The organism is Kluyvera georgiana ATCC 51603, assembly GCF_001654985.1.
Lineage (GTDB): Bacteria > Pseudomonadota > Gammaproteobacteria > Enterobacterales > Enterobacteriaceae > Kluyvera > Kluyvera georgiana.
Window position 1 is genome coordinate 28,581 of sequence record NZ_LXEU01000095.1, and the last position, 23,542, is coordinate 52,122.

Annotated in this window: 23 protein-coding genes; 17 read left to right on the forward strand and 6 right to left on the reverse strand. The window is 57.6% G+C overall.

Translation table 11 applies throughout. The features are described 5' to 3' along the window. Window positions 1-84 precede the first annotated feature (84 nt). Window positions 85-294, reverse strand: a complete 210-nt coding sequence (tatA, locus tag M989_RS22455) for a twin-arginine translocase TatA/TatE family subunit (protein WP_064549076.1) — start codon at window positions 292-294, stop codon at window positions 85-87. Between the two features lie 319 nt (window positions 295-613). Here tatA and rimJ point away from each other — a divergent pair, with 319 nt between their 5' ends. From rimJ to murJ, 4 genes are all read left to right on the forward strand, one after another. After that, a complete protein-coding gene (rimJ, locus tag M989_RS22460) occupies window positions 614-1,198 on the forward strand; it encodes a ribosomal protein S5-alanine N-acetyltransferase (RefSeq protein WP_064549078.1) in 585 nt (194 codons plus the stop codon). Between the two features lie 9 nt (window positions 1,199-1,207). Next, window positions 1,208-1,858, forward strand: a complete 651-nt coding sequence (locus M989_RS22465) for a YceH family protein (RefSeq protein WP_064549080.1) — start codon at window positions 1,208-1,210, stop codon at window positions 1,856-1,858. 5 nt (window positions 1,859-1,863) lie between these two features. Beyond that, on the forward strand, window positions 1,864-2,787 hold the full coding sequence (locus M989_RS22470) for a Gfo/Idh/MocA family protein (protein WP_064549082.1): 924 nt from the start codon (window positions 1,864-1,866) through the stop codon (window positions 2,785-2,787). A 110-nt stretch (window positions 2,788-2,897) separates the two neighbouring features. Further along, complete coding sequence (murJ, locus tag M989_RS22475; protein ID WP_064549084.1) at window positions 2,898-4,433, forward strand: murein biosynthesis integral membrane protein MurJ; 1,536 nt, start codon at window positions 2,898-2,900, stop codon at window positions 4,431-4,433. A gap of 44 nt (window positions 4,434-4,477) precedes the next feature. On the opposite strand, the gene flgN is transcribed toward murJ, so the two are convergent. From flgN to flgA, 3 genes are all read right to left on the reverse strand, one after another. After that, window positions 4,478-4,909, reverse strand: a complete 432-nt coding sequence (gene flgN / locus M989_RS22480; protein ID WP_064549086.1) for a flagella biosynthesis chaperone FlgN — start codon at window positions 4,907-4,909, stop codon at window positions 4,478-4,480. 4 nt (window positions 4,910-4,913) lie between these two features. Continuing rightward, window positions 4,914-5,207, reverse strand: a complete 294-nt coding sequence (gene flgM / locus M989_RS22485; protein WP_064549088.1) for a flagellar biosynthesis anti-sigma factor FlgM — start codon at window positions 5,205-5,207, stop codon at window positions 4,914-4,916. A gap of 97 nt (window positions 5,208-5,304) precedes the next feature. Beyond that, complete coding sequence (gene flgA, locus M989_RS22490) at window positions 5,305-5,964, reverse strand: flagellar basal body P-ring formation chaperone FlgA (RefSeq protein WP_064549090.1); 660 nt, start codon at window positions 5,962-5,964, stop codon at window positions 5,305-5,307. A 156-nt stretch (window positions 5,965-6,120) separates the two neighbouring features. Between flgA and flgB the strand changes: the two genes are divergently transcribed. The 11 genes from flgB to flgL all read left to right on the forward strand — a co-directional run bounded on the left by flgB (window position 6,121) and on the right by flgL (window position 16,153). Continuing rightward, the gene (gene flgB / locus M989_RS22495) at window positions 6,121-6,534 is read left to right on the forward strand and encodes a flagellar basal body rod protein FlgB (RefSeq protein ID WP_064549092.1); all 414 of its coding nucleotides are present in this window, start codon (window positions 6,121-6,123) and stop codon (window positions 6,532-6,534) included. A 3-nt stretch (window positions 6,535-6,537) separates the two neighbouring features. After that, window positions 6,538-6,942, forward strand: a complete 405-nt coding sequence (flgC, locus tag M989_RS22500; RefSeq protein WP_064549094.1) for a flagellar basal body rod protein FlgC — start codon at window positions 6,538-6,540, stop codon at window positions 6,940-6,942. Between the two features lie 12 nt (window positions 6,943-6,954). Next, entirely contained in the window at window positions 6,955-7,650 is a 696-nt protein-coding gene (gene flgD, locus M989_RS22505) for a flagellar hook assembly protein FlgD (RefSeq protein ID WP_064549096.1), read from the forward strand. 27 nt (window positions 7,651-7,677) lie between these two features. Beyond that, window positions 7,678-8,964 (forward strand): flagellar hook protein FlgE, encoded by a 1,287-nt coding sequence (gene flgE / locus M989_RS22510; RefSeq protein ID WP_064549098.1) that lies wholly within the window; start codon window positions 7,678-7,680, stop codon window positions 8,962-8,964. Window positions 8,965-8,982: 18 nt separating this feature from the next. After that, window positions 8,983-9,738 carry a flagellar basal body rod protein FlgF gene (locus M989_RS22515; protein WP_064549100.1) on the forward strand — a complete coding sequence of 252 codons (756 nt, stop codon included), beginning with the start codon at window positions 8,983-8,985 and terminating at the stop codon, window positions 9,736-9,738. 8 nt (window positions 9,739-9,746) lie between these two features. Then, window positions 9,747-10,529, forward strand: a complete 783-nt coding sequence (gene flgG, locus M989_RS22520; RefSeq protein WP_035894201.1) for a flagellar basal-body rod protein FlgG — start codon at window positions 9,747-9,749, stop codon at window positions 10,527-10,529. A 185-nt stretch (window positions 10,530-10,714) separates the two neighbouring features. After that, window positions 10,715-11,413: a flagellar basal body L-ring protein FlgH gene (flgH, locus tag M989_RS22525; RefSeq protein WP_064549102.1), complete on the forward strand. Its 699-nt coding sequence runs from the start codon at window positions 10,715-10,717 to the stop codon at window positions 11,411-11,413. Window positions 11,414-11,424: 11 nt separating this feature from the next. Next, on the forward strand, window positions 11,425-12,522 hold the full coding sequence (locus tag M989_RS22530; protein ID WP_064549104.1) for a flagellar basal body P-ring protein FlgI: 1,098 nt from the start codon (window positions 11,425-11,427) through the stop codon (window positions 12,520-12,522). Beyond that, on the forward strand, window positions 12,522-13,472 hold the full coding sequence (gene flgJ / locus M989_RS22535; RefSeq protein ID WP_064549106.1) for a flagellar assembly peptidoglycan hydrolase FlgJ: 951 nt from the start codon (window positions 12,522-12,524) through the stop codon (window positions 13,470-13,472). Before M989_RS22530 ends, flgJ begins: the two co-directional genes overlap by 1 nt. 63 nt (window positions 13,473-13,535) lie before the next feature. Then, entirely contained in the window at window positions 13,536-15,203 is a 1,668-nt protein-coding gene (gene flgK, locus M989_RS22540) for a flagellar hook-associated protein FlgK (RefSeq protein WP_064549108.1), read from the forward strand. A 14-nt stretch (window positions 15,204-15,217) separates the two neighbouring features. After that, complete coding sequence (gene flgL / locus M989_RS22545; protein WP_064549110.1) at window positions 15,218-16,153, forward strand: flagellar hook-associated protein FlgL; 936 nt, start codon at window positions 15,218-15,220, stop codon at window positions 16,151-16,153. Between the two features lie 87 nt (window positions 16,154-16,240). On the opposite strand, the gene M989_RS22550 is transcribed toward flgL, so the two are convergent. After that, a complete protein-coding gene (locus M989_RS22550) occupies window positions 16,241-17,455 on the reverse strand; it encodes an MFS transporter (protein ID WP_064549125.1) in 1,215 nt (404 codons plus the stop codon). 108 nt (window positions 17,456-17,563) lie between these two features. Between M989_RS22550 and M989_RS22555 the strand changes: the two genes are divergently transcribed. Next, window positions 17,564-18,502, forward strand: a complete 939-nt coding sequence (locus M989_RS22555; RefSeq protein ID WP_064549112.1) for a LysR family transcriptional regulator — start codon at window positions 17,564-17,566, stop codon at window positions 18,500-18,502. A 63-nt stretch (window positions 18,503-18,565) separates the two neighbouring features. Here M989_RS22555 and rne read toward each other — a convergent pair whose 3' ends face one another. Further along, a complete protein-coding gene (gene rne, locus M989_RS22560) occupies window positions 18,566-21,790 on the reverse strand; it encodes a ribonuclease E (RefSeq protein WP_064549115.1) in 3,225 nt (1,074 codons plus the stop codon). A gap of 781 nt (window positions 21,791-22,571) precedes the next feature. On the opposite strand from rne, the gene rluC reads away from it, so the two are divergent. Beyond that, entirely contained in the window at window positions 22,572-23,525 is a 954-nt protein-coding gene (gene rluC, locus M989_RS22565; protein WP_167351068.1) for a 23S rRNA pseudouridine(955/2504/2580) synthase RluC, read from the forward strand. Window positions 23,526-23,542 lie beyond the last annotated feature (17 nt).

Consider the following 23,542-nt stretch of genomic DNA (forward strand, 5'->3'; position numbering starts at 1 on the left):
TCAGTAGGACTCTGACAGCGGAAAATACTGAAAGTGCCGCGGATAGGGCAAAATGGCGAACGCTACTCGCTGATTTTGCGGGCTTCAGGCTCGATCGCGCGGCTTATTCTCTGCCGTTTTCTTCCCGGCGGCAAAGTCGGCATCTGTGTCGGCGTGCAGGTCGTTCATCGCCTTTTTAAAGCCCTTTAACGCCGTGCCCAGGTCCGCCCCGAGGGAGCCGAGTTTTTTGGTACCGAACACCAGCACAAAAAGCACGACGACAACTAAGAGTTTGGTAACGCTAATTTCACCCATGATACAAACCTATTGAGAAAATAATGATGAATTCTCGCAAACCGTGCGGGGAATTATTTGTCTGTTAATGGCATAAATTCGCACACTGGATCTGACAAAAAATAGCCGTTGCGTTTTATCTCATTTCTCAACTGGTTAGCGTCTGTGGGCCGTTGAGACGAAACATCTTCATTTTCCGCGCGATCTCACCTTTTCTCGTATTGCCAGCGACGGTCCTTTTTTATCACAATGCAAAAAGACAGCGTGTTGTTTTCATTGGCTGCCGCCGGGCAGGTATAGTTAAACGACCAGGGTATAGATTGGTGACAGGAGTAGTGAGATGTTTGGCTATCGCAGTAACGTGCCGAAAGTTCGGTTGACCACGGATCGGTTGGTTGTGCGGTTGATTCACGACCGGGATGCGTGGCGTCTGGCGGATTATTACGCCGAGAATCGACAGTTTTTAAAACCCTGGGAACCCATTCGCGATGACAGCCACTGCTATCCCTCGGGGTGGCAGGCGCGCCTGTCGATGATTAACGAGTTTCACAAGCAGGGAACCGCCTTTTATTTCGCGCTGCTTGACCCTGAGGAAAAAGAGATTATCGGCGTCGCCAACTTCTCCAACGTGGTGCGCGGATCATTCCATGCGTGCTATCTGGGCTACTCCATCGGCCAGAAGTGGCAGGGGCAGGGGATGATGTACGAAGCGCTGACCGCCGCTATTCGTTATATGCAGCGCACGCAGCATATTCACCGTATTATGGCGAACTACATGCCGCATAATCAGCGCAGCGGGAATCTGCTGGCGCGCCTCGGTTTTGAAAAAGAGGGTTATGCGAAAGACTATTTACTGATTGACGGTGAATGGCGCGATCACGTGCTGACCGCCTTAACCACCCCACAATGGACGCCTGGCCGCTAAGGAATCACCATGAAATACCAATTAACGTCTCTGGAAGCTCGTGTGATCGGCTGCCTGCTGGAAAAGCAGGTGACGACGCCGGAGCAGTATCCGCTGTCGATCAACGCCGTAGCGACCGCCTGTAACCAGAAAACCAATCGTGAGCCGGTGATGACGCTTAGCGAAGCGGAAGTACAGGATCAACTCGATAACCTGGTCAAACGCCACTTCCTGCGTACCGTCAGCGGTTTTGGTAACCGCGTCACGAAGTACGAACAGCGTTTTTGCAATTCCGAGTTTGGCGATCTGAAACTCTCGTCGGCTGAGGTGGCGCTGGTGACGACACTGCTGCTGCGCGGTGCGCAGACGCCGGGTGAATTGCGTGGTCGCGCCCAGCGCATGCATGAATTTGCCGACATGGCCGAGGTGGAGAGCACTCTTGAGCGGCTGGCAAGCCGCGAAGATGGCCCGTTTGTTGTACGTCTGCCGCGCGAGCCGGGCAAGCGCGAAAGTCGCTACATGCACCTGTTCAGCGGTGAAGTAGATGTGCAATCGGCGGCAATACAGAGCGATTCCCCGCTTGCCGATGATGACCTGCGCGCTCGTGTCGAGGCGCTGGAAGGTGAAGTTGCGGAACTGAAACAGCGTCTGGATTCACTGCTGGCGCACCTTGGGGAGTAATCAGCATGGCTAAAATACGCATTGGCGTGGTTGGCCTGGGCGGCATCGCGCAGAAGGCCTGGCTGCCGGTGGTGAGCGCGGCGACCGACTGGACGCTCCAGGCGGCCTGGTCGCCGGGTAAAGAAAAAGCGCTAAAGGTGTGCGAAACCTACCGCATGCCTTACGCCGATTCGCTGGCGGCGCTGGCCGCCCAGTGTGACGCGGTGTTTGTGCACAGTTCTACGGCGTCTCACTATGCGGTGGTCAGCGAGCTGCTGAACGCAGGCGTACACGTCTGCGTAGATAAACCGTTGGCGGATAAGCTCGATGATGCGGAACGCCTGGTCGCGCTGGCGGCGCGCAAAAAATTGACCCTGATGGTCGGTTTCAACCGCCGCTTTTCGCCGCTGTACCGTGAGCTGAAAAAACAGGCGGGTGAAATGGCCTCGCTGCGGATGGATAAACATCGTAGCGACAGCGTTGGCCCGCACGATCTGCGATTTACCCTGCTGGATGACTATCTGCACGTGGTGGATACCGCGCTCTGGCTGGCGGGCGGTAAGGCCAAACTCAGCGATGGCGTGCTGCAAACCACCGATGAGGGCTGCATGTTCTATGCTGAGCATCACTTCAGCCAGGCAGGGCTGCAAATCACTACCAGCATGCATCGCCGCGCTGGCAGCCAGCGTGAGTCGGTGCAGGCGGTGGCGGACGGCGGGCTCTATGAGGTTATTGATATGCGCGAATGGCGTGAAGAGCGCGGCGCAGGCGTGGTGACGCGGCCGATTCCCGGCTGGCAAACGACCCTTGAACAGCGTGGGTTCGTCGGCTGTGCGCATCATTTTATTGAATGCGTGCAAAATCAGACGGTTCCGGAAACGGCGGGAGAGCAGGCGATTATGGCTCAGCGTATCGTGGAAGGGCTGTGGCATGAGGCGATCCGCGAATAATCAGCTGTAACAACTGGCAGTAGCAATTCATCCCGAACCCGGTAGACTAACGCCACTTTTTCGCGCCCGTCTGCCGGGCGCTTTGTTTGCGGGTTTGGAATCACAAAGTCATGAACCTATTAAAATCGCTGGCAGCCGTCAGCTCGATGACCATGTTTTCGCGCGTGCTGGGATTTGCACGCGACGCGATTGTGGCGAGGGTGTTTGGGGCAGGAATGGCCACCGACGCCTTTTTCGTGGCGTTTAAGCTGCCGAACCTACTGCGTCGTATTTTTGCCGAAGGGGCGTTTTCCCAGGCGTTTGTGCCGATTCTGGCCGAATACAAAAGCAAGCAGGGTGAAGAGGCTACGCGGGTCTTTGTTGCCTACGTCTCGGGGCTGCTGACGCTGGCGCTGGCGATTGTTACCGTGTTGGGGATGCTGGCCGCGCCGTGGGTGATCACCATCACCGCGCCGGGTTTTGCCGACACTGCCGACAAATTCGCGCTTACCACTCAACTGCTGCGCATTACCTTCCCCTATATTCTGCTTATTTCGCTTGCCTCGCTGGTGGGCGCGATTCTGAATACCTGGAACCGCTTCTCGGTCCCGGCTTTTGCGCCAACGTTCCTCAATATCAGCATGATCGGCTTTGCGTTGTTCGCCGCGCCGCATTTCCATCCGCCGGTGCTGGCGCTGGCGTGGGCGGTGACCGTCGGCGGCGTGCTGCAGCTGGCTTATCAACTTCCGCATCTGAAAAAAATCGGCATGCTGGTGCTGCCGCGCATCAACTTTAAAGATGCGGGCGCGGTGCGGGTGGTGAAACAGATGGGGCCGGCGATCCTCGGCGTTTCGGTGAGCCAGATCTCGCTTATCATCAACACCATTTTTGCCTCGTTTCTCGTTTCCGGTTCCGTCTCGTGGATGTATTACGCCGACCGTCTGATGGAGTTCCCGTCTGGCGTGCTGGGCGTGGCGCTGGGGACTATCCTGCTGCCGTCGCTGTCGAAAAGCTTTGCCAGCGGCAATCACGACGAATACTGCCGCCTGATGGACTGGGGCCTGCGCCTGTGCTTCCTGCTGGCGCTGCCGAGCGCGGTGGCGTTGGGTATTCTGGCCAAGCCGCTAACCGTGGCGCTGTTCCAGTACGGTAAGTTTACCGCCTTTGATGCCGCGATGACCCAGCGCGCGCTGGTGGCTTATTCCGTTGGCCTGATGGGGCTTATCGTCGTTAAAGTGCTGGCGCCGGGCTTCTATTCGCGTCAGGACATTAAAACGCCGGTGAAGATTGCTATTGTGACGCTGATTATGACCCAGGTGATGAACCTGGCGTTTATCGGCCCGCTGAAGCACGCCGGGCTGTCGCTGTCGATTGGTCTGGCGGCCTGTCTGAATGCCGCACTGCTGTACTGGCAGTTGCGTAAGCAGAAAATCTTCACTCCGCAGCCGGGCTGGCGCATGTTCTTAGTGCGTCTGGTGGTGTCGGTCGTGGTGATGGCGGCGGCGCTGCTGGGTATGATGCACGTCATGCCGGAGTGGTCGCAGGGGACGATGCCTTTGCGTCTGTTGCGTCTGATGGGCGTGGTCGTGGTGGGCGTGGTGGCCTATTTTGCCGCGCTGGCCATTCTGGGCTTCAGAATTAAAGAGTTTGTACGCCGGACGGCGTAAACGAAATACACTTCGCGGGGCACGTTCTGTGGCCCCGCCCGTGTTCAGACCGAGAACTTCTTGGCACTACGGGTAAGGCTGCTGCCTGCTGCCTGACCATCCTTTCCGTACAGCCCCGTCTCCTGGAACGGCTTCAGCACATCGAGCGCCTGCTGGTTGCGCACAATCTGTCCTTCAAGCAGCCAGCCATTATGCTGATTTAACCGACGCAGCTGCTGCGTGGTTTCCGTAATGGTCTGCCAGCGGCTGACGATATCTTCATTATCGGTGCTTCGCAGGGCGTCTTGTTCGACGCGACGCTGTTTTTCCAGGTAGTCTAAGGTCGCCAGCAGAGAGCTTTTCTCTTCGGTGATGCTGGCAAGCCGCAGGCCGTTGACGCTGCCTGCAGAGAGCTGTTGTTGCTCAGCATCCATCACGTCTTTAAGGGAGTGAAGGATGCTGGTCATTTGGTCCAGAATGGCTGACAAACTGCTCATGCGCTTATTTACTCTGTAGATAATCTTGCGTGTCTTGAATTAGCGCGTCGGCAATCTTACCTGTGTCCATTTTTAACTCGCCGTTACGAATGGCGGTTTTCAGTTCCTCGACGCGCGCCATATTAATATCGCCGCTGCTTGAACGGGTCAGTGCGGTCTGCGCATTGCTTAGCGTCACGCTGGCGCTGGTGGCGGTTTCGGTTTTTTCGGCACGGACTTTTTGTGCACTGGTCTCCGGCGTTTCGCGATGCTGTACCGGCGTTACCGCTTTCAGAGATGAAGTACGATCGATGCTCATGATGCTTTCCTCATTGGAGGCTTTGGTATGGCGCAGGCGCCGACTCTCATTAATTGTTAATTATCTATCGGCAAGCGACACATATTCTTTAAGAAGTTTATAGATTAATCAGAATATTCCCATCAGCGCTCACCTGACCGCTCACCACCTGACCGGAAGGCATTCTCACGCGGGCATTCTGGGCCACCGCGGCGTTGTTCAATGCCTGACCTTCACTGTTAATGCTAAAACCTTCCCCCTGGGCGACGACCATCACTTTCTGTCCTGCCTTCACCCGCCACGACTGGCGCACCATTGACAGCTGAATCGGCTGGCCGATGGCGACGTCGCGCAGGCTGATGGCATCCTCGGCCTGCGACAAATTCAGCATGGTACGCGGCGGCAGCTGATCGAGCCGTCCGCGCATTAATGTGACGCTCTGTGACTCAATCGGCGACCCACGCACGATCGGCGCCGCGGCGACGACGTAATCGCCTACCGCCTGCACGGTCACCTGTAAATACTGTTTCGCATTTCCGCATTGGGCCACCACCGTCAAATTTCCCCATAGCCGCGAGTTACCCGGCGTGCTGAATACGGGCGTTTCGCAACCAGGCTGCTGATTCTGCGTATTACGCAGCTTCACGCTGACTTCATCGCTAAAGCCAGTCAGCCGCTCGCTAAAGAACTCGGTCAGCTGCGTCTGAATATCAGCCGCCTGGGCAAGCGGGCTAAAGGCCAGTATCGCAGCGGTGAATGGGGCAATGAGCTGACGCATTGAACGCTCCAGTGGGTGGCGAATGCATGCATTTTACTCAACTTGCCACGACATCAACGCAACAAATAGCGACGCATATTGCGCTTATTCCGTCGATGACGCGTCCATGAGGAGAATTAAGCTGTCGGCTGAAACTTTGTCATTAGCGGAGGAGACATGCTCGATAAACTCGACGCCGCATTACGTTTTCAGCAAGAGGCATTAAACCTGCGCGCAGAGCGTCAGGAGATTCTGGCTGCCAATATTGCTAACGCCGATACCCCGGGGTATCAGGCGCGCGATATGGATTTTTCCAGTGAACTGAAAAAGGTGATGTCGCGCGGGCGCGCGGAAGGCAGCGGCGTTGCGCTGACGCTGACCTCTGAACGTCATATTCCTGCCCAGGCGCTTTCCGCGCCGAACACCGATCTGCTGTACCGCATTCCCGATCAGCCCGCGATGGATGGCAATACCGTCGATATGGACCGGGAGCGCACGCAGTTCGCCGATAACAGCCTCCAGTACCAGACCGGCCTTACGGTTCTGGGTGGACAGATTAAGGGCATGATGAGTGTCCTGCAGGGGAACTAATCCATGGCACTACTCAATATCTTCGATGTTGCAGGTTCCGCGCTGACCGCGCAGTCCAAGCGACTGAACGTGGCCGCCAGTAACCTCGCCAACGCCGACAGCGTCGCCGGGCCGGACGGTCAGCCGTATCGTGCGAAGCAGGTCGTTTTTCAGGTGGATGCGCCGATGGGCGCGGCGACCGGCGGCGTGAAGGTGGCTGATGTCGTTGAGAGTCAGGACCCGGACAAGCTGGTCTATCAACCGGGAAATCCGCTGGCGGATGCGAAGGGCTATGTGCGCATGCCTAACGTCGACGTCGTCGGGGAAATGGTGAACACCATGTCGGCGTCGCGCAGCTATCAGGCGAACGTCGAGGTACTGAATACCGTGAAGAGCATGATGCTCAAAACGCTGACGCTTGGGCAATAAGGGAGGTAACCGATGTCTGTCGTAGCCAATATCAATGACACCAGTAGTAGCAGTTCGGCCTCATCGTCGATCAGCAGTACTGGCACTAACAGTTCGTCCGATCTGCAGAGCAGCTTTCTGACGCTGTTGGTTGCGCAGTTGAAAAACCAGGATCCGACTAACCCATTACAAAACAATGAACTGACTTCACAACTGGCGCAGATCAGCACGCTGAGCGGCATTGAGAAGCTCAACACCACGCTGGGTTCCATCTCTGGACAAATTAATAGCGGCCAGTCGCTGCAGGCCAGCGCGTTGGTGGGCCACGGCGTGATGATTCCCGGTAGCACTATTCTGGCGGGCAAAAACAGCAGCGATGAGACCAGCGTGGATACCACGCCGTTTGGCATTGAGCTGACGCAGGCCGCCGAGAAGGTCACGGCCACCATTGTCGACGGTAACGGTAAGGTCATCAGAACGTTGAACTTAGGCGCGCAAACCGCTGGCGTTCATACCTATACCTGGGACGGCAAGATGGATGACGGCACGGCGGCGCCGGACGGCGCTTACAACATCAACTTCGCCGCCAGCCAGGGTACCACGCAGCTGGTAGTTCAGCCGCTGCAGTTCGCGCTGGTGCAGGGCGTTACGCTGGGCAGCAATGGCAACAAACTGGATTTGGGTACCTATGGCACCACCACGCTGGATCAGGTTCGCCAGATTATTTAAGCCTCTAACTATTTCAGGAGAGACGTTATGGCCTTTTCACAAGCGGTAAGCGGATTAAACGCTGCTGCCACCAACCTCGATGTTATCGGCAACAACATCGCCAACTCCGCAACCTACGGGTTTAAATCCGGGACCGCATCGTTTGCCGATATGTTCGCCGGTTCCAAAGTGGGGCTGGGGGTAAAGGTTGCGGGGATTACCCAGGACTTTACCGACGGTACCACCACCGGTACCGGACGCGCGCTGGACGTGGCGATTAGCCAGAACGGTTTTTTCCGTCTGGTGGACAGCAACGGTTCCGTTTACTACAGCCGTAACGGCCAGTTCAAGCTTGATGAGAACCGCAACCTGGTGAACATGCAGGGGCTGAGCGTCACCGGTTATCCGGCGAGCGGTAACCCGGCGACCATCCAGCAGGGGGCTAACCCGGTGGCGCTGACGATCCCGAATACGCTGATGTCGGCGAAGGCGACCTCAACGGCGGCGATGCAGATGAACCTGAACTCGACGGATAATGTGATTGATAGTGCGACAAAGCCTTTCGATCCAACCGATCCGGATACCTATAACAAGAAGGGTACCGTGACCGTCTATGACACGTTGGGTAACGCGCACGACATGAACGTTTACTACGTGAAGAACGCGGCGAACACATGGGATGTTTACACGATGGATTCCAGCGTGAGCGGAGCCACACCGACGAAAGCGGCGCAGATGGTATTTAGTTCGAGCGGTACGTTGGATAAGGTGACTGGCTATACCGAGGTTCTCCCTGCTACTAATCCGAGAACCTGGACTTTAAATGCCGCGAAGAATGACACGCCGCAGATCGACATTACGCTGGCATCGCTGAACGGTTCCGCGAACAACACGACCTTCTCCCTGAGCTTCCTCAACTCCATGCAGCAGAACACCGGTTCGAACGATATCGTCGCCACCACTCAGAACGGCTTTGCGCCGGGTAACCTGGTGAGCTACCAGATCAACGAAGACGGCACGGTGGTGGGTAACTATTCCAACCAGCAGAGTCAGCTTCTGGGGCAGATCGTTCTGGCGAACTTCGCCAACAACGAAGGTCTGCAGTCCGAAGGCGATAACGTCTGGTCGGCAACGCAGTCTTCTGGCGTCGCCCTGCTGGGGACGGCGGGGACCGGTAACTTCGGTTCGCTGACCAACGGCGCGCTGGAAGCCTCTAACGTCGACCTCAGCAAAGAGCTGGTGAACATGATCGTCGCGCAGCGTAACTACCAGTCGAATGCGCAGACCATCAAGACCCAGGATCAGATCCTCAACACGCTGGTTAACCTGCGTTAATCGTAACAGGGTGACGTTATGGATCACGCCATATATACGGCAATGAGCGCCGCCAGCCAGACCATGCAGCAGCAGGCGGTCACGGCGAGTAACCTTGCCAATACCTCTACGCCGGGCTTTCGCGCTCAGCTGACGGCAATGCGCGCGGTGCCGGTGGTCGGCCCTAGCGTCGAGACGCGTACGCTGGTTGCCGCCACCACGCCGGGCGCGGATATGACGCCCGGCCAGCTTGACTATACCGCGCGTCCGCTTGACGTGGCTATCCAGCAGGATGGCTGGCTGGCGGTGCAGTCGGCCGACGGCACGGAAGGGTATACCCGTAACGGCAATATTCAGGTGAGCGCCACCGGCCAGTTGACCATTCAGGGCAACCCGGTCATTGGCGAAGCCGGTCCGCTGAACGTGCCGGAAGGCTCGCAGGTGACGATTGCCTCTGACGGGACGATTTCGGCGCTGACGCCGGGCGACCCACCGAACACGGTGTCGCCCGTCGGCAAGCTGAAGATTGTCAAAGCGAACGCCACGGAAGTGGCGCGCGGCGATGATGGGCTGTTCCACCTCACGCCGCTGGCGGTCGCCACGCGCGGGCAGACCCTACAGGCTGACCCGACGCTGCGTCTGCAGTCCGGCGTGCTGGAAGGCAGTAACGTCAAACCCGTGGCAGCGATGGCCGACATGATCGCCAGCTCGCGCCGTTTTGAAATGCAGATGAAGGTTATCAGCAGCGTGGATGAAAACACGCAGAAAGCTAACCAGTTGCTGTCAATGAGCTAAGGAAAACTATGATCAGTTCATTATGGATCGCCAAAACCGGTCTGGACGCGCAGCAAACCAATATGGACGTTATCGCCAACAACCTGGCGAACGTCAGTACCAATGGTTTTAAGCGCCAGCGCGCGGTGTTTGAAGATTTGCTCTATCAAACCGTTCGCCAGCCGGGTGCGCAATCATCCGAACAAACGACGCTGCCTTCCGGCCTGCAGATTGGTACCGGGGTCCGTCCCGTGGCGACCGAGCGTCTGCATAGCCAGGGCAACCTGTCGCAGACCAATAACAGTAAAGACGTGGCGATCAAAGGCGACGGGTTCTTCCAGATCCTGCTGCCGGATGGCTCCTCCGCCTACACCCGCGATGGTTCGTTCCAGGTTGACCAGAACGGCCAGCTGGTGACCGCCAGCGGCTATCAGGTACAGCCAGCGATCACCATTCCGGCCAACGCCATCAGCATCACCATTGGCCGCGACGGGATTGTCAGCGTCACCCAGCAGGGGCAGGCGAACCCGGTGCAGGTGGGACAACTGAACCTGTCGACCTTTATGAATGACACCGGTCTCGAGAGTATCGGGGAAAACCTGTACATCGAAACCCAGGCGTCAGGCGCGCCGAACGACACCACGCCGGGTCTGAACGGCGCGGGTCTGCTGTATCAGGGTTATGTTGAAACCTCTAACGTGAACGTGGCGGAAGAGCTGGTCAACATGATTCAGGTGCAGCGCGCGTACGAAATCAACAGTAAAGCAGTATCGACGACCGACCAGATGCTGCAAAAACTGACGCAGCTATAAAGGCAAGGCCTCGCATCGCCTGGCCCGGCTATAACATTGCCTGATGGCGACGCTCACGCGTCTTATCCGGCCTACGGACTCTCATCGTTTGTAGGCCGGATAAGGCCAGGACGCCATCCGGCACGCCGTAGCCTGGTTGATCAACGCGACGCCGGGATGTTCCCGAGATTCAGAAGAAGAAAGCAATGCAAAAATCTGCAGCGTTTCGCTATCCGCTTTTAACCCTCGTCGCGCTCAGCGTGGTGGGGTGTGCGTGGATCCCCTCTAAGCCGCTTGTCGAAGGGGCGACGACCGCACAACCGATTCCCGGCCCGGTGCCGGTGGCGAACGGTTCTATATTCCAGACCGCACAGCCGATTAACTACGGCTATCAGCCGCTGTTTGAAGACCGTCGTCCACGCAATATCGGCGATACGCTGACCATCGTGCTGCAGGAAAACGTCAGCGCGAGCAAAAGCTCCTCGGCAAACGCGAGTCGCGATGGCAAAACCAACTTCGGCTTCGACACCGTGCCGCGCTACCTTCAGGGGCTGTTTGGCAATGAGCGAGCGGATGTGGAAGCATCTGGCGGCAACTCCTTCAACGGTAAGGGCGGCGCTAACGCCAGCAATACCTTTAGCGGCACGCTGACCGTGACCGTCGATCAGGTCCTGGTCAACGGCAACCTGCACGTGGTGGGCGAGAAGCAAATCGCCATCAACCAGGGCACCGAATTTATCCGCTTCTCTGGCGTCGTCAATCCACGCACCATCAGCGGCAGCAACACCGTGCCGTCCACGCAGGTGGCGGATGCACGTATCGAATACGTGGGCAACGGCTACATCAACGAAGCGCAGAATATGGGCTGGCTGCAGCGTTTCTTCCTTAATCTATCGCCGATGTAACGAGGTGAACCATGTTTAAAACACTGCTAACCCTGACGCTGGTGCTGATCGCCGGGCTGGCGAACGCCGAACGCATCCGCGATCTGACCAGCGTGCAAGGGGTCAGGGAAAACTCGCTGATCGGTTACGGCCTGGTCGTGGGCCTTGATGGCACGGGCGACCAGACCACGCAGACGCCGTTCACCACCCAGAGCCTGAACAACATGCTCTCCCAATTGGGGATTACCGTTCCGGCAGGCACCAATATGCAGCTGAAAAACGTGGCGGCGGTGATGGTTACGGCGCAGCTACCGGCTTTTGGGCGACAGGGGCAGACCATCGATGTGGTGGTTTCTTCGATGGGTAACGCCAAAAGCCTGCGCGGTGGGACGTTGCTGATGACGCCGCTGAAAGGCGTCGATAGCCAGATCTACGCGCTGGCGCAGGGCAACATTCTGGTCGGCGGCGCGGGCGCGTCGGCGGGCGGCAGCAGCGTGCAGGTAAACCAGCTTAACGGCGGGCGAATCACCGGCGGCGCGACGATTGAGCGCGAACTGCCAAGCCAGTTTGGCGCAGGAAATACCATCAATCTGCAATTGAACGACGATGATTTCACCATGGCGCAGCAGATCGCCGACACCATTAACCGTCGCAGCAGCCTGGGCAACGCCACCGCGCTGGATGCCCGTACCGTCCAGGTGCGCGCGCCGGTCGGTGGGAGTGGGCAGGTACGTCTGCTGGCAGATATTCAGAATCTGGAAGTGGGCATGCCGCCGCAGGATGCGAAGATCATCATCAACTCGCGTACCGGCTCGGTGGTCATGAACCGCGAAGTGACGCTCGATACCTGCGCCGTGGCGCAAGGGAATCTCTCGGTCTCCGTCAACCGTTCCGCGCAGGTTAACCAGCCGGATACGCCGTTTGCGGGCGGTCGTACGGTCGTGACGCCGCAAACGCAGATTGATCTTCGCCAGAGCGGTGGCTCGCTGCAAAGCGTTCGCGCCAGCGCCAATCTGAATAACGTGGTGCGTGCACTGAACGCCCTGGGCGCAACGCCGATGGAGTTGATGTCAATTATTCAGGCGATGCAAAGTGCAGGCTGCCTGCGCGCTAAGGTGGAGATAGTCTGATGCTGACCGACAGCAAATTACTGGCGAGCGCCGCGTGGGATGCGCAGTCACTGAATGAACTGAAGACCAAAGCGGGGCAGGATCCGCAGGCTAACCTGCGTCCCGTTGCCCGGCAGGTGGAGGGCATGTTCGTGCAGATGATGCTGAAAAGCATGCGCGAAACGTTGCCGAAGGACGGATTGTTCAGCAGCGATCAGACGCGGCTTTATACCAGTATGTATGACCAACAAATCGCCCAGCAGATGACGGCAGGTAAAGGCCTTGGTCTGGCGGAGGAGATGGTCAAACAGCTGTCGGCGCAGCAGCAGGAACCGGCGGATAGCGTCGGTCAGGTGCCGATGAAGTTTGATATGCAGACGGTAACCAGCTATCAGAACGCCGCGCTAACGCAGATGGTGCGCAAGGCATTGCCGAAAGCGCCGGACAACAGCGATACACCGTTATCCGGCGACAGCAAAGACTTCCTTGCTCAGCTATCGCTGCCCGCGCGGCTGGCGAGCGAGCAGAGCGGTATTCCGCACCACCTGATTCTGGCGCAGGCCGCGCTGGAGTCTGGCTGGGGGCAGCGGCAGATCCGTCGAGAAAACGGCGAACCCAGCTTTAACCTGTTTGGCGTGAAAGCGTCCGGCGACTGGAAGGGCAAGGTGACGGAAATCACCACCACTGAATTTGAGAATGGCGAGGCGAAGAAGGTGAAGGCGAAGTTCCGCGTCTACAGCTCGTATCTGGAGGCGCTGTCGGATTACGTCGGCCTGCTGACCCGAAATCCACGCTATGCGGCGGTGACGTCGGCGGCGACGGCTGAGCAGGGCGCGCAGGCGCTGCAAAACGCCGGGTACGCCACCGATCCGCAGTACGCGCGCAAGTTGACCAGCATGATTCAGCAGCTGAAATCAATGAGCGATAAGGTCAGCAACGCGTACCGAAATGATATCGAAAATCTGTTCTGATTGATCTCAAGTTTGCCGTCTGCTTTCCGATAAGTAATACCATGGCCTTAAGAAGGAGCGTTCATGTCCAGTTTAATTAACAGTGCGATGAGCGGGCTGAGCGCAGCCCAGTCGGCACTGAATACGACCAGTAACAACATCGCGAGCTACAACGTTACCGGCTACACCCGTCAAACCACGGTGCTGGCTTCTGCCAACAGTACGCTGGGGGCGGGCGGCTGGGTGGGCAATGGCGTTTACGTGTCTGGCGTACAGCGTGAATATAACGCCTTCATTACCAACCAGCTGCGCGCGGCGCAAAATCAGAGCAGCGGCTTGACCACGCGCTATGAGCAGGTGTCGAAAATTGACAATATGCTCTCCAGCTCCACCAACAATATCTCCACCACGGTGCAGGACTTCTTCAGCAGCCTGCAAACGCTGGTCAGCAACGCCGAAGATCCGGCGGCGCGCCAGACCGTGCTCGGCAAAGCCGCGGGAGTGGTGAACCAGTTTAAAGTGGCGGATCAGTATCTGCGCGATCAGGATAAGCAGGTTAATCTGGCTATCACGTCGACCGTCGAACAGATCAACAACTACACCTCACAGATTGCCAGCCTGAACGATAAGATTTCCCGTCTCACCGGCGTGGGCGCTGGCGCATCGCCAAATGACCTGCTGGATCAGCGCGATCAGCTGGTCAGTGAGCTTAACCAACTGGTTGGGGTTGAGGTTAACGTACAGGACGGCAGCACCTACAACATCACCATGGCCAACGGATATACCCTGGTGGCGGGAAGCAAATCAAACCAGCTGGCCGCGGTACCGAGTAGCGCCGATTCATCGCGTATCACCGTGGCGTATGTGGACAACGTTGCTGGCAACGTGGAAATCCCGGAAAAACTGCTCACCACCGGCTCGCTGGGCGGCATGCTGACCTTCCGTTCGCAGGATCTTGACCAGACTCGCAATAGCCTGAACCAGATGGCGCTGGCCTTTGCCGATGCCTTTAACCAGGTGCACCGTGGCGGTATTGACGCCGATGGCAACACTAACGTCGACTTCTTCTCCTTTGGCACTCCGTCGGTCGTTGCCAACGGGAAAAACGCCGGTAAAGCCGAACTGACGGCGTCGATGACCGATTCATCTGCCATACAGGCGACGGATTACCGTATCACCAAAACCGACGCCGGCTGGGAAGTGACCCGCCTGTCCAATAACACCAGCGTGACGCTCGATCCCAGTAGCGATGCGACGACGCTGGTGTTTGACGGCCTGTCGGTCAGCGTTGATAACACCAAAGGTGCAGCCAGTACCGGCGATAGCTTTACCGTTAAACCGGTGAGCAACGCGATTGTGAATATGAAGGTGGCTATCAGCAGCGAATCGCAGATCGCGATGGGCCTGGCGGATACCACCACCGGCAAGAGCGTGGGTGAAAGCGATAATCGTAACGGGCAGAAGCTGCTGGATCTGCAAAACAGCAAGGTGGTCGGCGGCTCAAAGAGCTTTAACGATGCCTATGCCGCGATGGTCAGTAATATCGGCACCCAAACCGCGACCCTGAAGAGCAGCAGCACCACCCAGGCGAATGTGGTGACGCAGCTGAGCAACCAGCAGCAGTCTATCTCCGGGGTTAACCTTGATGAAGAGTACGGCAACCTGCAGCTTTTTCAGCAGTATTATCTGGCAAATGCGCAGGTGCTGCAGACGGCAAGCACGCTCTTCGACGCATTAATTAATATCCGTTAAGGAAGGGGAGAGCCATGCGCGTTAGTACCATCATGATGTACCAGCAGAATATGAGAGGCATTACGGACTCTCAGTCTGCATGGCTGAAGTACGGTGAACAGATGTCTACCGGCAAGCGGGTTAACCGCGCCTCTGACGACCCGGTTGCCGCCTCGCAGGCGGTGGTGCTGTCGCAGGCGCAGGCGCAGAATAGCCAGTACGCCACCGCGAGGACCTTCGCGACTCAGCGTGTGTCGATTGAAGAAAGCACGCTGTCGCAGGTGACAACTGCGATTCAGTCGGCGCAGGAGAAGATCGTCTATGCCGGTAACGGCACGCTGAGCGACGATGACCGTAGCTCGCTGGCAACTGACCTGCAGGGGATCCGCGACCAGCTTCTGAACCTGGCGAACAGCACCGACGGTAACGGGCGTTATATCTTTGCCGGTTATAAAACGGATACGCCGCCTTTTGATGATACCGGCAAGTACGTTGGCGGCACTCTCAACGTGGAACAGCAGGTCGATTCTTCACGCACTATGGTCATCGGTCACACCGGCAATCTTATTTTTGATAATGCGACCAGCAATGCGAAGCCGGATGCCGATACTAACATTTTCACGGCGTTGGACTCGGCAATTGCCTCGCTGAAAACGCCGGTTGAAGGTGATGAAACTGCACAGGATACGGCGCGGGCGGCGATTGATAAAACCAACCGCAGCCTGAGTAATTCGCTGAATAACGTGTTGACCGTGCGTGCTGAACTGGGTACCCAGCTCAATGAACTGGATAAGCTGGATTCCCTGGGCGATGACCGCGCGCTGGCGCAGACGCAGCAGATGAGCAATCTGGTGGACGTCGACTGGAACTCGACTATCTCGAACTACACGATGCAGCAAACGGCCCTACAGGCGGCCTATAAAGCGTTTACCGACATGCAGGGCATGTCATTGTTCCAACTGAATAAATAACAACATGTAGTTTTAAACATATCTGTTGAAACTGGGTATGTTTTTATCGCCCGCGTCATTACCCCGTCGCGGGCTTTTTTTATTGTCCTACTGGGCGTTCAACGCAGCGCTACGTAAGCGGTAGGTTTCGCTGACGCGAATCGCCAGTGCGACCAGACCAGCCAGCGTGGCTAATACCACCACGCCTTCCCAACCGGCCAGCGAGTAAACCTGCGTCCCCAGGACTGAACCCAGCGCCATACCGATAAATACGCCGGTAAACAGCAGCGCATTAAGGCGACCGCGCGCCTGCGGCTCCAGGCTGTACACCAGATTCTGGTGCGCGACCAGGCTCGATTGCAGACCCAGGTCGAAACCAACGGCGGAGAGGGCAATCAGCGCCATCTGCGCCATCGGCGGCAGAACCGGTAGCAAGAACATCAGCGCAAATGAAACGCTCACCAGCAGCGCACCCAACTGGGTCACTTTCTCCGCACCCACTTTATCGGCCAGACCGCCTGCCAGCGGTGCCGCCAGCGCACCTGCCGCGCCGGCGATGCCAAAGCCACCCGCCACCGCGCTCCCCATGTGGTAGTGCTCGGCCAGCATGACCGCCAGCGTTGACCAGAAGGCGCTAAAGGCGATGGAGAGAAAGCCCTGAGCCATGGCGGCGCGACGCAGCGTCGGGTGGCGGCGCCACAGATGCACCATCGAAACCATGAGTGCCGGATAACGCAGTTCGGAGTGAGCGGCGAAGTGCGGCAGTACCCGCCACAGCAGCAGGCCAATCAGCGCAATGCTGACGGCTGCGGCCTGATACATCACGCGCCAGCCAAACAGTTCACCTACCACGCCGCTTACGGTACGCGACAATAAGATCCCCAGCAGCAGGCCTGTCATCACCGTGCCGACCATTTTCCCCTGTTTCCCCGCCGGGGCGAGAATCGCGGCGGCGGGGACGATGTCCTGCGCCATGGTGGCGGCCATACCGATTAGCAAGCTTATCGCCAGCAGTGAAGGAAATTGCTGAGTCAGGCTATAAAGCAGTAATAAAACCGCCAGCGTCAGGCTTTTCAGCAAAATCAGCGTGCGACGGTCGTAACGGTCGCCCAGCGGCAGTAAAAACAGGATCCCTAGCGCATAGCCAGCCTGAGTGAGCGTGGGAATGAGCCCCATACCTTCCACGCTCAGGTTCAGGGTTGAACCCATCAGCGGCAGCAGCGGCTGGGCGTAATAGATGGCGGCAACGCTGAACCCGGCGCCCAGCGCCAGGACAAAGATCAGCAGGCCGGTGGCCTGGGAAGAAAGATTATCAGTGTTCATGGTTTCATCCTCAACGGTGTATGCAGGCATTTTCCGCGTCTTCGGGGTGGTGCGGTAGCCGCCGCGGTGGTAAAACAGTTATACGTTTCGCGTATAGGCAATAAGTTGATGAAAAGAACAGAGCGTATAGACCGCGTTGAGCTGATGCGCACGTTTATCCGTATCGTTGAGGCAGGCTCGCTGTCTGCCGCTGCACGGCAGCTTGAGACCACTCAGGCCACTATCAGCCGCCGATTGCAGTCGCTTGAGGAGATGCTGGGGGCCAAGCTGCTGCTGCGCTCAACCCACGCCATGAAGCTGACCGACGACGGTGAGCGCTGCTATCAGCAGGCACGTCAGGTGGTGGATAGCTGGCTGGCGCTGGAGGATGCTTTACGGTTGACCGACGAGCAGCCGGTGGGCACGTTACGCGTGCGCGCACCGCACGCTTTTGGACAGCAGCAATTACTGATGCCTCTGGTGGGCTTTCTCGCACGCTACCCGCAGCTCTCCGTCGAGTGGATGCTGCACGATAGGGCGGTGGACTTCATCAGTGACAACGTCGACTGCGCGATTCGCGTCGGCGCGGAGGTGGATCCGGCGACGGTGTCGGTACTTCTGGCGGAAGTGCCGCGCTGCATCGTCGCTTCACCGCAGGTGCTGGCGCGCTACCCTCAGGTGACGACACCTGAACAGCTCTCTGCGCTCCCGTGGATTGCGATCAGTACCTTCTATCAGCATGAGGTGGTGCTGCATCATCCGGTTCTCGGCCAGACGGAGAGCGTGAATATTGCTGCGCGGCTGAGCACCGACAGCCTGTATGTCGCGAAAAACGCCGCGTTGGCTAACGTGGGGGCCGCGCTGGTTTCAAGCTGGACGGTGGAAGAGGAGCTCGCTAATGGAACATTGGTTGAGCTGCTACCCGAGTGGCAAACGACGCCGCTGCCGGTCCATCTGGTGTATCCATGGGCGCGTTATTATCCGACCCGGCTGCGTAAGTTTCTCGATCTGATGCGCGAGGTCATGCCGCAAATCGCGGGGATGCGGCAGCCCGAGCAGAATGGATAAACGCATCGCATCAGGTAAAAAAAATCGGCCACTGGGGCCGATTTTTTATTTCACGCTGGCGGTTTATTCAACCGACTGCGGGCGGGTAGGTTCAGCGGTAGCCGTGTGCGTCGCACTGTGGCCGCCAGCGGAACCTTTACCGTCGAAGTTAAAGGACGGACGAACCCAGTCGCTGTGGCGCGGTGCTTCTGGCACGTATGCCGGTGCCGGCGCTCGGGTCATCGGCGCAGAGGCACGGTTGGCATCGGAAGATTTCGCCACAGGTGCTGGAGTGGTCACAACCGGTTCAGCAGCGACTGGCGCGGCAACCACCGGAGTTTCCTCGACCGGAGCCTGTTCAACAGCCGGTTCTTCTGCGACAGGCGCACTGTCAATCACCGGCGCGGCCTCAACCACTGGCGTGGTTTCAACAACCGGCGTTTCGGCCTCGGTTTTCGCTTCTTCAACGATAGCCGGTGCTTCAGCGACAACCACTTCTTGTGCAACGGTTTCTTCTTCCACTGCAGCAGGCGCTTCTTCCTCTACGGACGCAGGCGTTTCTTCCTGCGCTGGCGCCGTTTCTTGCGCCACGATAACCGGTTCGGCAACGGCTGCCGGAGCGGTTACTTCAGGCGCTTCAGCGGCGGTTTCAACAACCGCTGGCTCGGAAACAACAGCCTGTTCAGCAGCTTGCGCTACGATTGGCTGTTCTGCTACGTCCTGCTCAGCCGGCGCTTCCGCTTCGGTTTGCACCTGAGCGATCGGGTAGGTAATCCACACTTTACCGGAGGCCAGTTCTGGCGACGCGCAGGCGACGGTCAGCGGCACCGGCGATTGGGTCGGGTAACGCTCGTCACGGTAACGACGACGACGCTGACCGCTGACGCGCAGATGACGCGGAGAACGGCGGGAACGACGCGGCATGCCGTTGTTATCACGACCTTCCGTATTGTCGTCCTGCTCGCTCTGTACCGGGGCATCAACCACCGCCGGCAGATCGACTTTCGCCAGGGCGGTACGCGGTGCTTCCTGCTGCGGTTCATCAGCAATCAGTTCACGAGCGGCAGTCTGCTCTGGGGTTTCGATGCGGACTTTCTGTGCCAGATGACGCGGTTTGCGGCGCGGCATAGTCTGTACGCGTTCTTCTTGTGCGGCTTCCGGCGCGGCAGCAGCCTGTTCTTCACGAACCTGCGGTTTCGCTTCCTGCGGCTGCTGACGTTTTTCGTCACTGCGACGGCGATTACGTTCGCGGCGAGACGGCTGCTGGTCGTCACGTGTGCGGGATTTTTCCGCGTCGTCCACGGCGTTCAACTGGCGGTTTTCGCGCGCTTCAGACTGCTGCGGCTTCTCGCGACGGTTACGACGGTTATCGTCGCGACCTTCACGGCTTTCGCGCGGTTCGCGGCCTTCGGCGTTTTCGTTACGATCATTACGTTCGTTGCGTTCGTTACGACGATCGCTACGCTCATTGCGGTCGCGGCGGTTGTTCTGACGCGGCTTGCGGCGTTCCTGCTGACGCTCAGGTTTCGCTTCCTGTTTCTCTGGCTGTGCTTCAACCGCTTTTTCCGGGCTATCGGCAAACAGGTTTTTCAGCGCAGCAAAGAAACGAGAGAGCAGGCCTGGGGCAGCCGGCGCGGCGGCGGCAGCTGCTTTTGGCTGAGCGGCGGCCGGAGCGGCTTTCTCTGCGGTAGGCTCAGGAATTTCTGGCATAACGAAGGTGGCTAGCGCCGGTTGCTCTGGCAGCTTACGCTCAACAAACTCTTCTTCAACCGGCAGCGCCATGGCTTCTTCGTGCAGCTTCGGCAGCAGGTAGCTCAGCGTGGTGGTTTCTTCGCCTTTACGCACGCGCAGCACAGAATAGTGCGGGGTTTCCATCTCGTCGTTCGGCACGATGATGCAACGAACGCCGCCCTGGCGGGATTCAATGGCGCTTACCGCAGCACGTTTTTCGTTCAACAGGTAAGACGCAATCGGCACCGGGACGATAGCGTGGACTTCTTTGGTGTTCTCTTTCAGCGCTTCTTCTTCAATCAGACGCAGAATGGAGAGCGACAGCGATTCGTTGTCACGCACGGTGCCGGTACCGGAGCAGCGCGGGCAGACGTGGTGGCTGGATTCGCCCAGCGACGGGCTCAGACGCTGACGAGACATCTCCAGCAGGCCGAAGCGGGAAATGTGGCTAATCTGGATACGCGCGCGGTCCTGACGGACAGCTTCACGCAGGCGGTTTTCTACCGCGCGCTGGTGGCGTACCGGCGTCATATCGATAAAGTCGATAACAATCAGACCGCCAAGGTCACGCAGACGTAGCTGGCGAGCAATCTCATCGGCCGCTTCGAGGTTGGTGTTGAACGCGGTTTCTTCGATATCGCCGCCGCGGGTTGCTCGCGCGGAGTTGATGTCGATAGCGGTCAGCGCTTCTGTACTGTCGATAACGATAGAGCCGCCTGACGGCAGACGCACTTCACGCTGGAAGGCAGATTCAATCTGCGATTCAATCTGGTAGTGGCTGAACAGCGGGATTTCACCGGTGTACAGTTTGATTTTGCTGCTGAAATCCGGACGGCCCAGTGCAGAAATGTGCTGACGCGCCATTTCCATGACTTTCGGGTTGTCGATGAGGATTTCGCCGATGTCCTGGCGCAGGTAGTCGCGGAAGGCACGCACGATCACGTTACTTTCCTGGTGAATCAGGAAAGGCGCAGGGCGGCTTTCAGCGGCTTTCTGGATAGCTTCCCAGTGCTTCAGACGGAAGCTTAAGTCCCACTGCAGCGCTTCGGCAGATTTGCCGACGCCTGCGGTACGCACGATTAAGCCCATGCCGTCCGGCAGCTCGAGGCTGGCCAGCGCTTCTTTCAGTTCGGTGCGATCGTCGCCTTCGATACGGCGAGAGATACCGCCCGCGCGCGGGTTGTTCGGCATCAGCACCAGATAGCTGCCCGCCAGGCTGATAAAGGTCGTCAGCGCAGCGCCTTTGTTGCCGCGTTCTTCTTTATCGATCTGGACGATAACTTCCTGGCCTTCACGCAGCACATCTTTGATGTTTGGACGACCGTGAGAGCTGTAGTTGGCTGGGAAATATTCGCGAGCGATTTCTTTGAGGGGGAGGAAACCATGACGCTCGGCGCCGTAATCAACAAATGCGGCTTCGAGACTCGGTTCAATACGGGTAATTTTGCCTTTGTAGATGTTCGCTTTTTTCTGTTCGTGTCCTGGGCTTTCAATATCCAGATCGTACAGACGCTGCCCATCAACGAGGGCGACACGCAACTCTTCCTGCTGAGTTGCGTTGATTAACATTCTTTTCATCGTAACTTACTCATTATTCTTACATTGACGACTAAGCTGCGAGCAGAGTGTTGCCTTTCCGGGGTAAACCGATGGCCTCGTGACTATTCACGTCGCCAACCTCACGGTTGTCGCTCGCTTAAGAGGCGCAGAGTGTCGGTAGCCTGTGTTTCAAACGGAAACACAGCGCAATTATTTGGGGAACAGCCTGGGATAACTCTCCAGAGAAGATTCCATTTATACTCGTCATCTTTCAGAAGGTAGAGATTTGCACGGTTGTTTCCCGTTGCGTTATTTTTCTGCCATCTAAAATTCGTACAGTATATGTACCGGTAAGGACTGCAACTCGCAGCCCGCTAACTGTCTGAGGGATCAATACGTCTTACGCCATTGCTGCGTGGATGATCGAACAGACAAAACTGGTCATTCCGTCATACACTTTATCTTTCAGGCTACCTCGGCGTTGGCTGTGCTCGTTCACCTTTGTCACGTACTCAGGTACGTTCCAGCAGGGTCACTCGCTTGCCGCTTTGAGGCCGCTTGAATGATTTCGTGTATATATCCTTGTTATTCCAGGTTCACCACGGAAAACAGTTTCATTATTCCTTGGTAACCCGGTTATAGCAAGTTGACTTTCACCTTTTATCACCCGGTTACTCACAGTTTCTTCACCAGTCCGCTGAGATTGTTCTAATAACAAACAGCTCGCGGGGAAAAGCAACAGTGGTAAACGGAGCATGATAAATATAAGCATAGAAAAATGAGTGGCGCTAATGAGCCGGGATATTTAGAATCGCGCACCATGAAAACTGAGACTCCGACTGTAAAAATGGTTGCCATCAGCGCTGACGAAGCCGGGCAACGAATCGACAACTTTTTGCGCACCCAGCTAAAAGGGGTGCCGAAGAGCATGATTTATCGCATCTTGCGTAAGGGCGAGGTGCGGGTAAATAAAAAGCGCATCAAGCCTGAGTATAAGCTGGAGGCCGGCGATGAGGTGCGTATTCCGCCGGTGCGCGTAGCCGAACGTGAAGAAGACGCCGTATCGCCGCATTTGCAAAAAGTGGCGGCGCTGAGCGACGTTATCCTGTACGAAGACGATCACATCCTCGTGCTGAACAAACCCTCCGGCACGGCGGTACACGGCGGTAGCGGCCTAAGTTTCGGCGTGATTGAAGGGCTGCGCGCGCTGCGTCCGGAAGCGCGCTTCCTGGAGCTGGTCCACCGTCTTGACCGTGACACCTCCGGCGTGCTGCTGGTAGCGAAGAAGCGTTCGGCGCTGCGTTCGCTGCATGAACAGCTGCGCGAGAAAGGGATGCAGAAAGACTACCTGGCGCTGGTGCGCGGGCAGTGGCAGTCCCACGTGAAGGCTGTACAGGCGCCGCTGCTGAAAAACATTCTGCAGAGCGGCGAGCGCATCGTACGCGTTAGCCAGGAAGGTAAGCCATCGGAAACTCGCTTCAAAATAGAAGAACGTTACGCGTTCGCCACGCTGGTACGCTGTAGCCCGGTAACCGGACGTACGCACCAGATCCGCGTGCATACCCAGCACGCGGGGCACCCGATTGCCTTTGACGATCGTTATGGCGATCGCGAGTTTGACAAACAGCTGACGGGCACCGGCCTGAATCGTCTGTTTTTGCACGCCGCGGCGCTGAAGTTCACCCACCCGGGGACCGGCGAAGTGATGCGCGTGGAAGCGCCGATGGATGACCAGCTCAAGCGCTGTCTCCAGGTGCTACGCAACCAGAAGTAAGCAAAAACGGGCCGCCT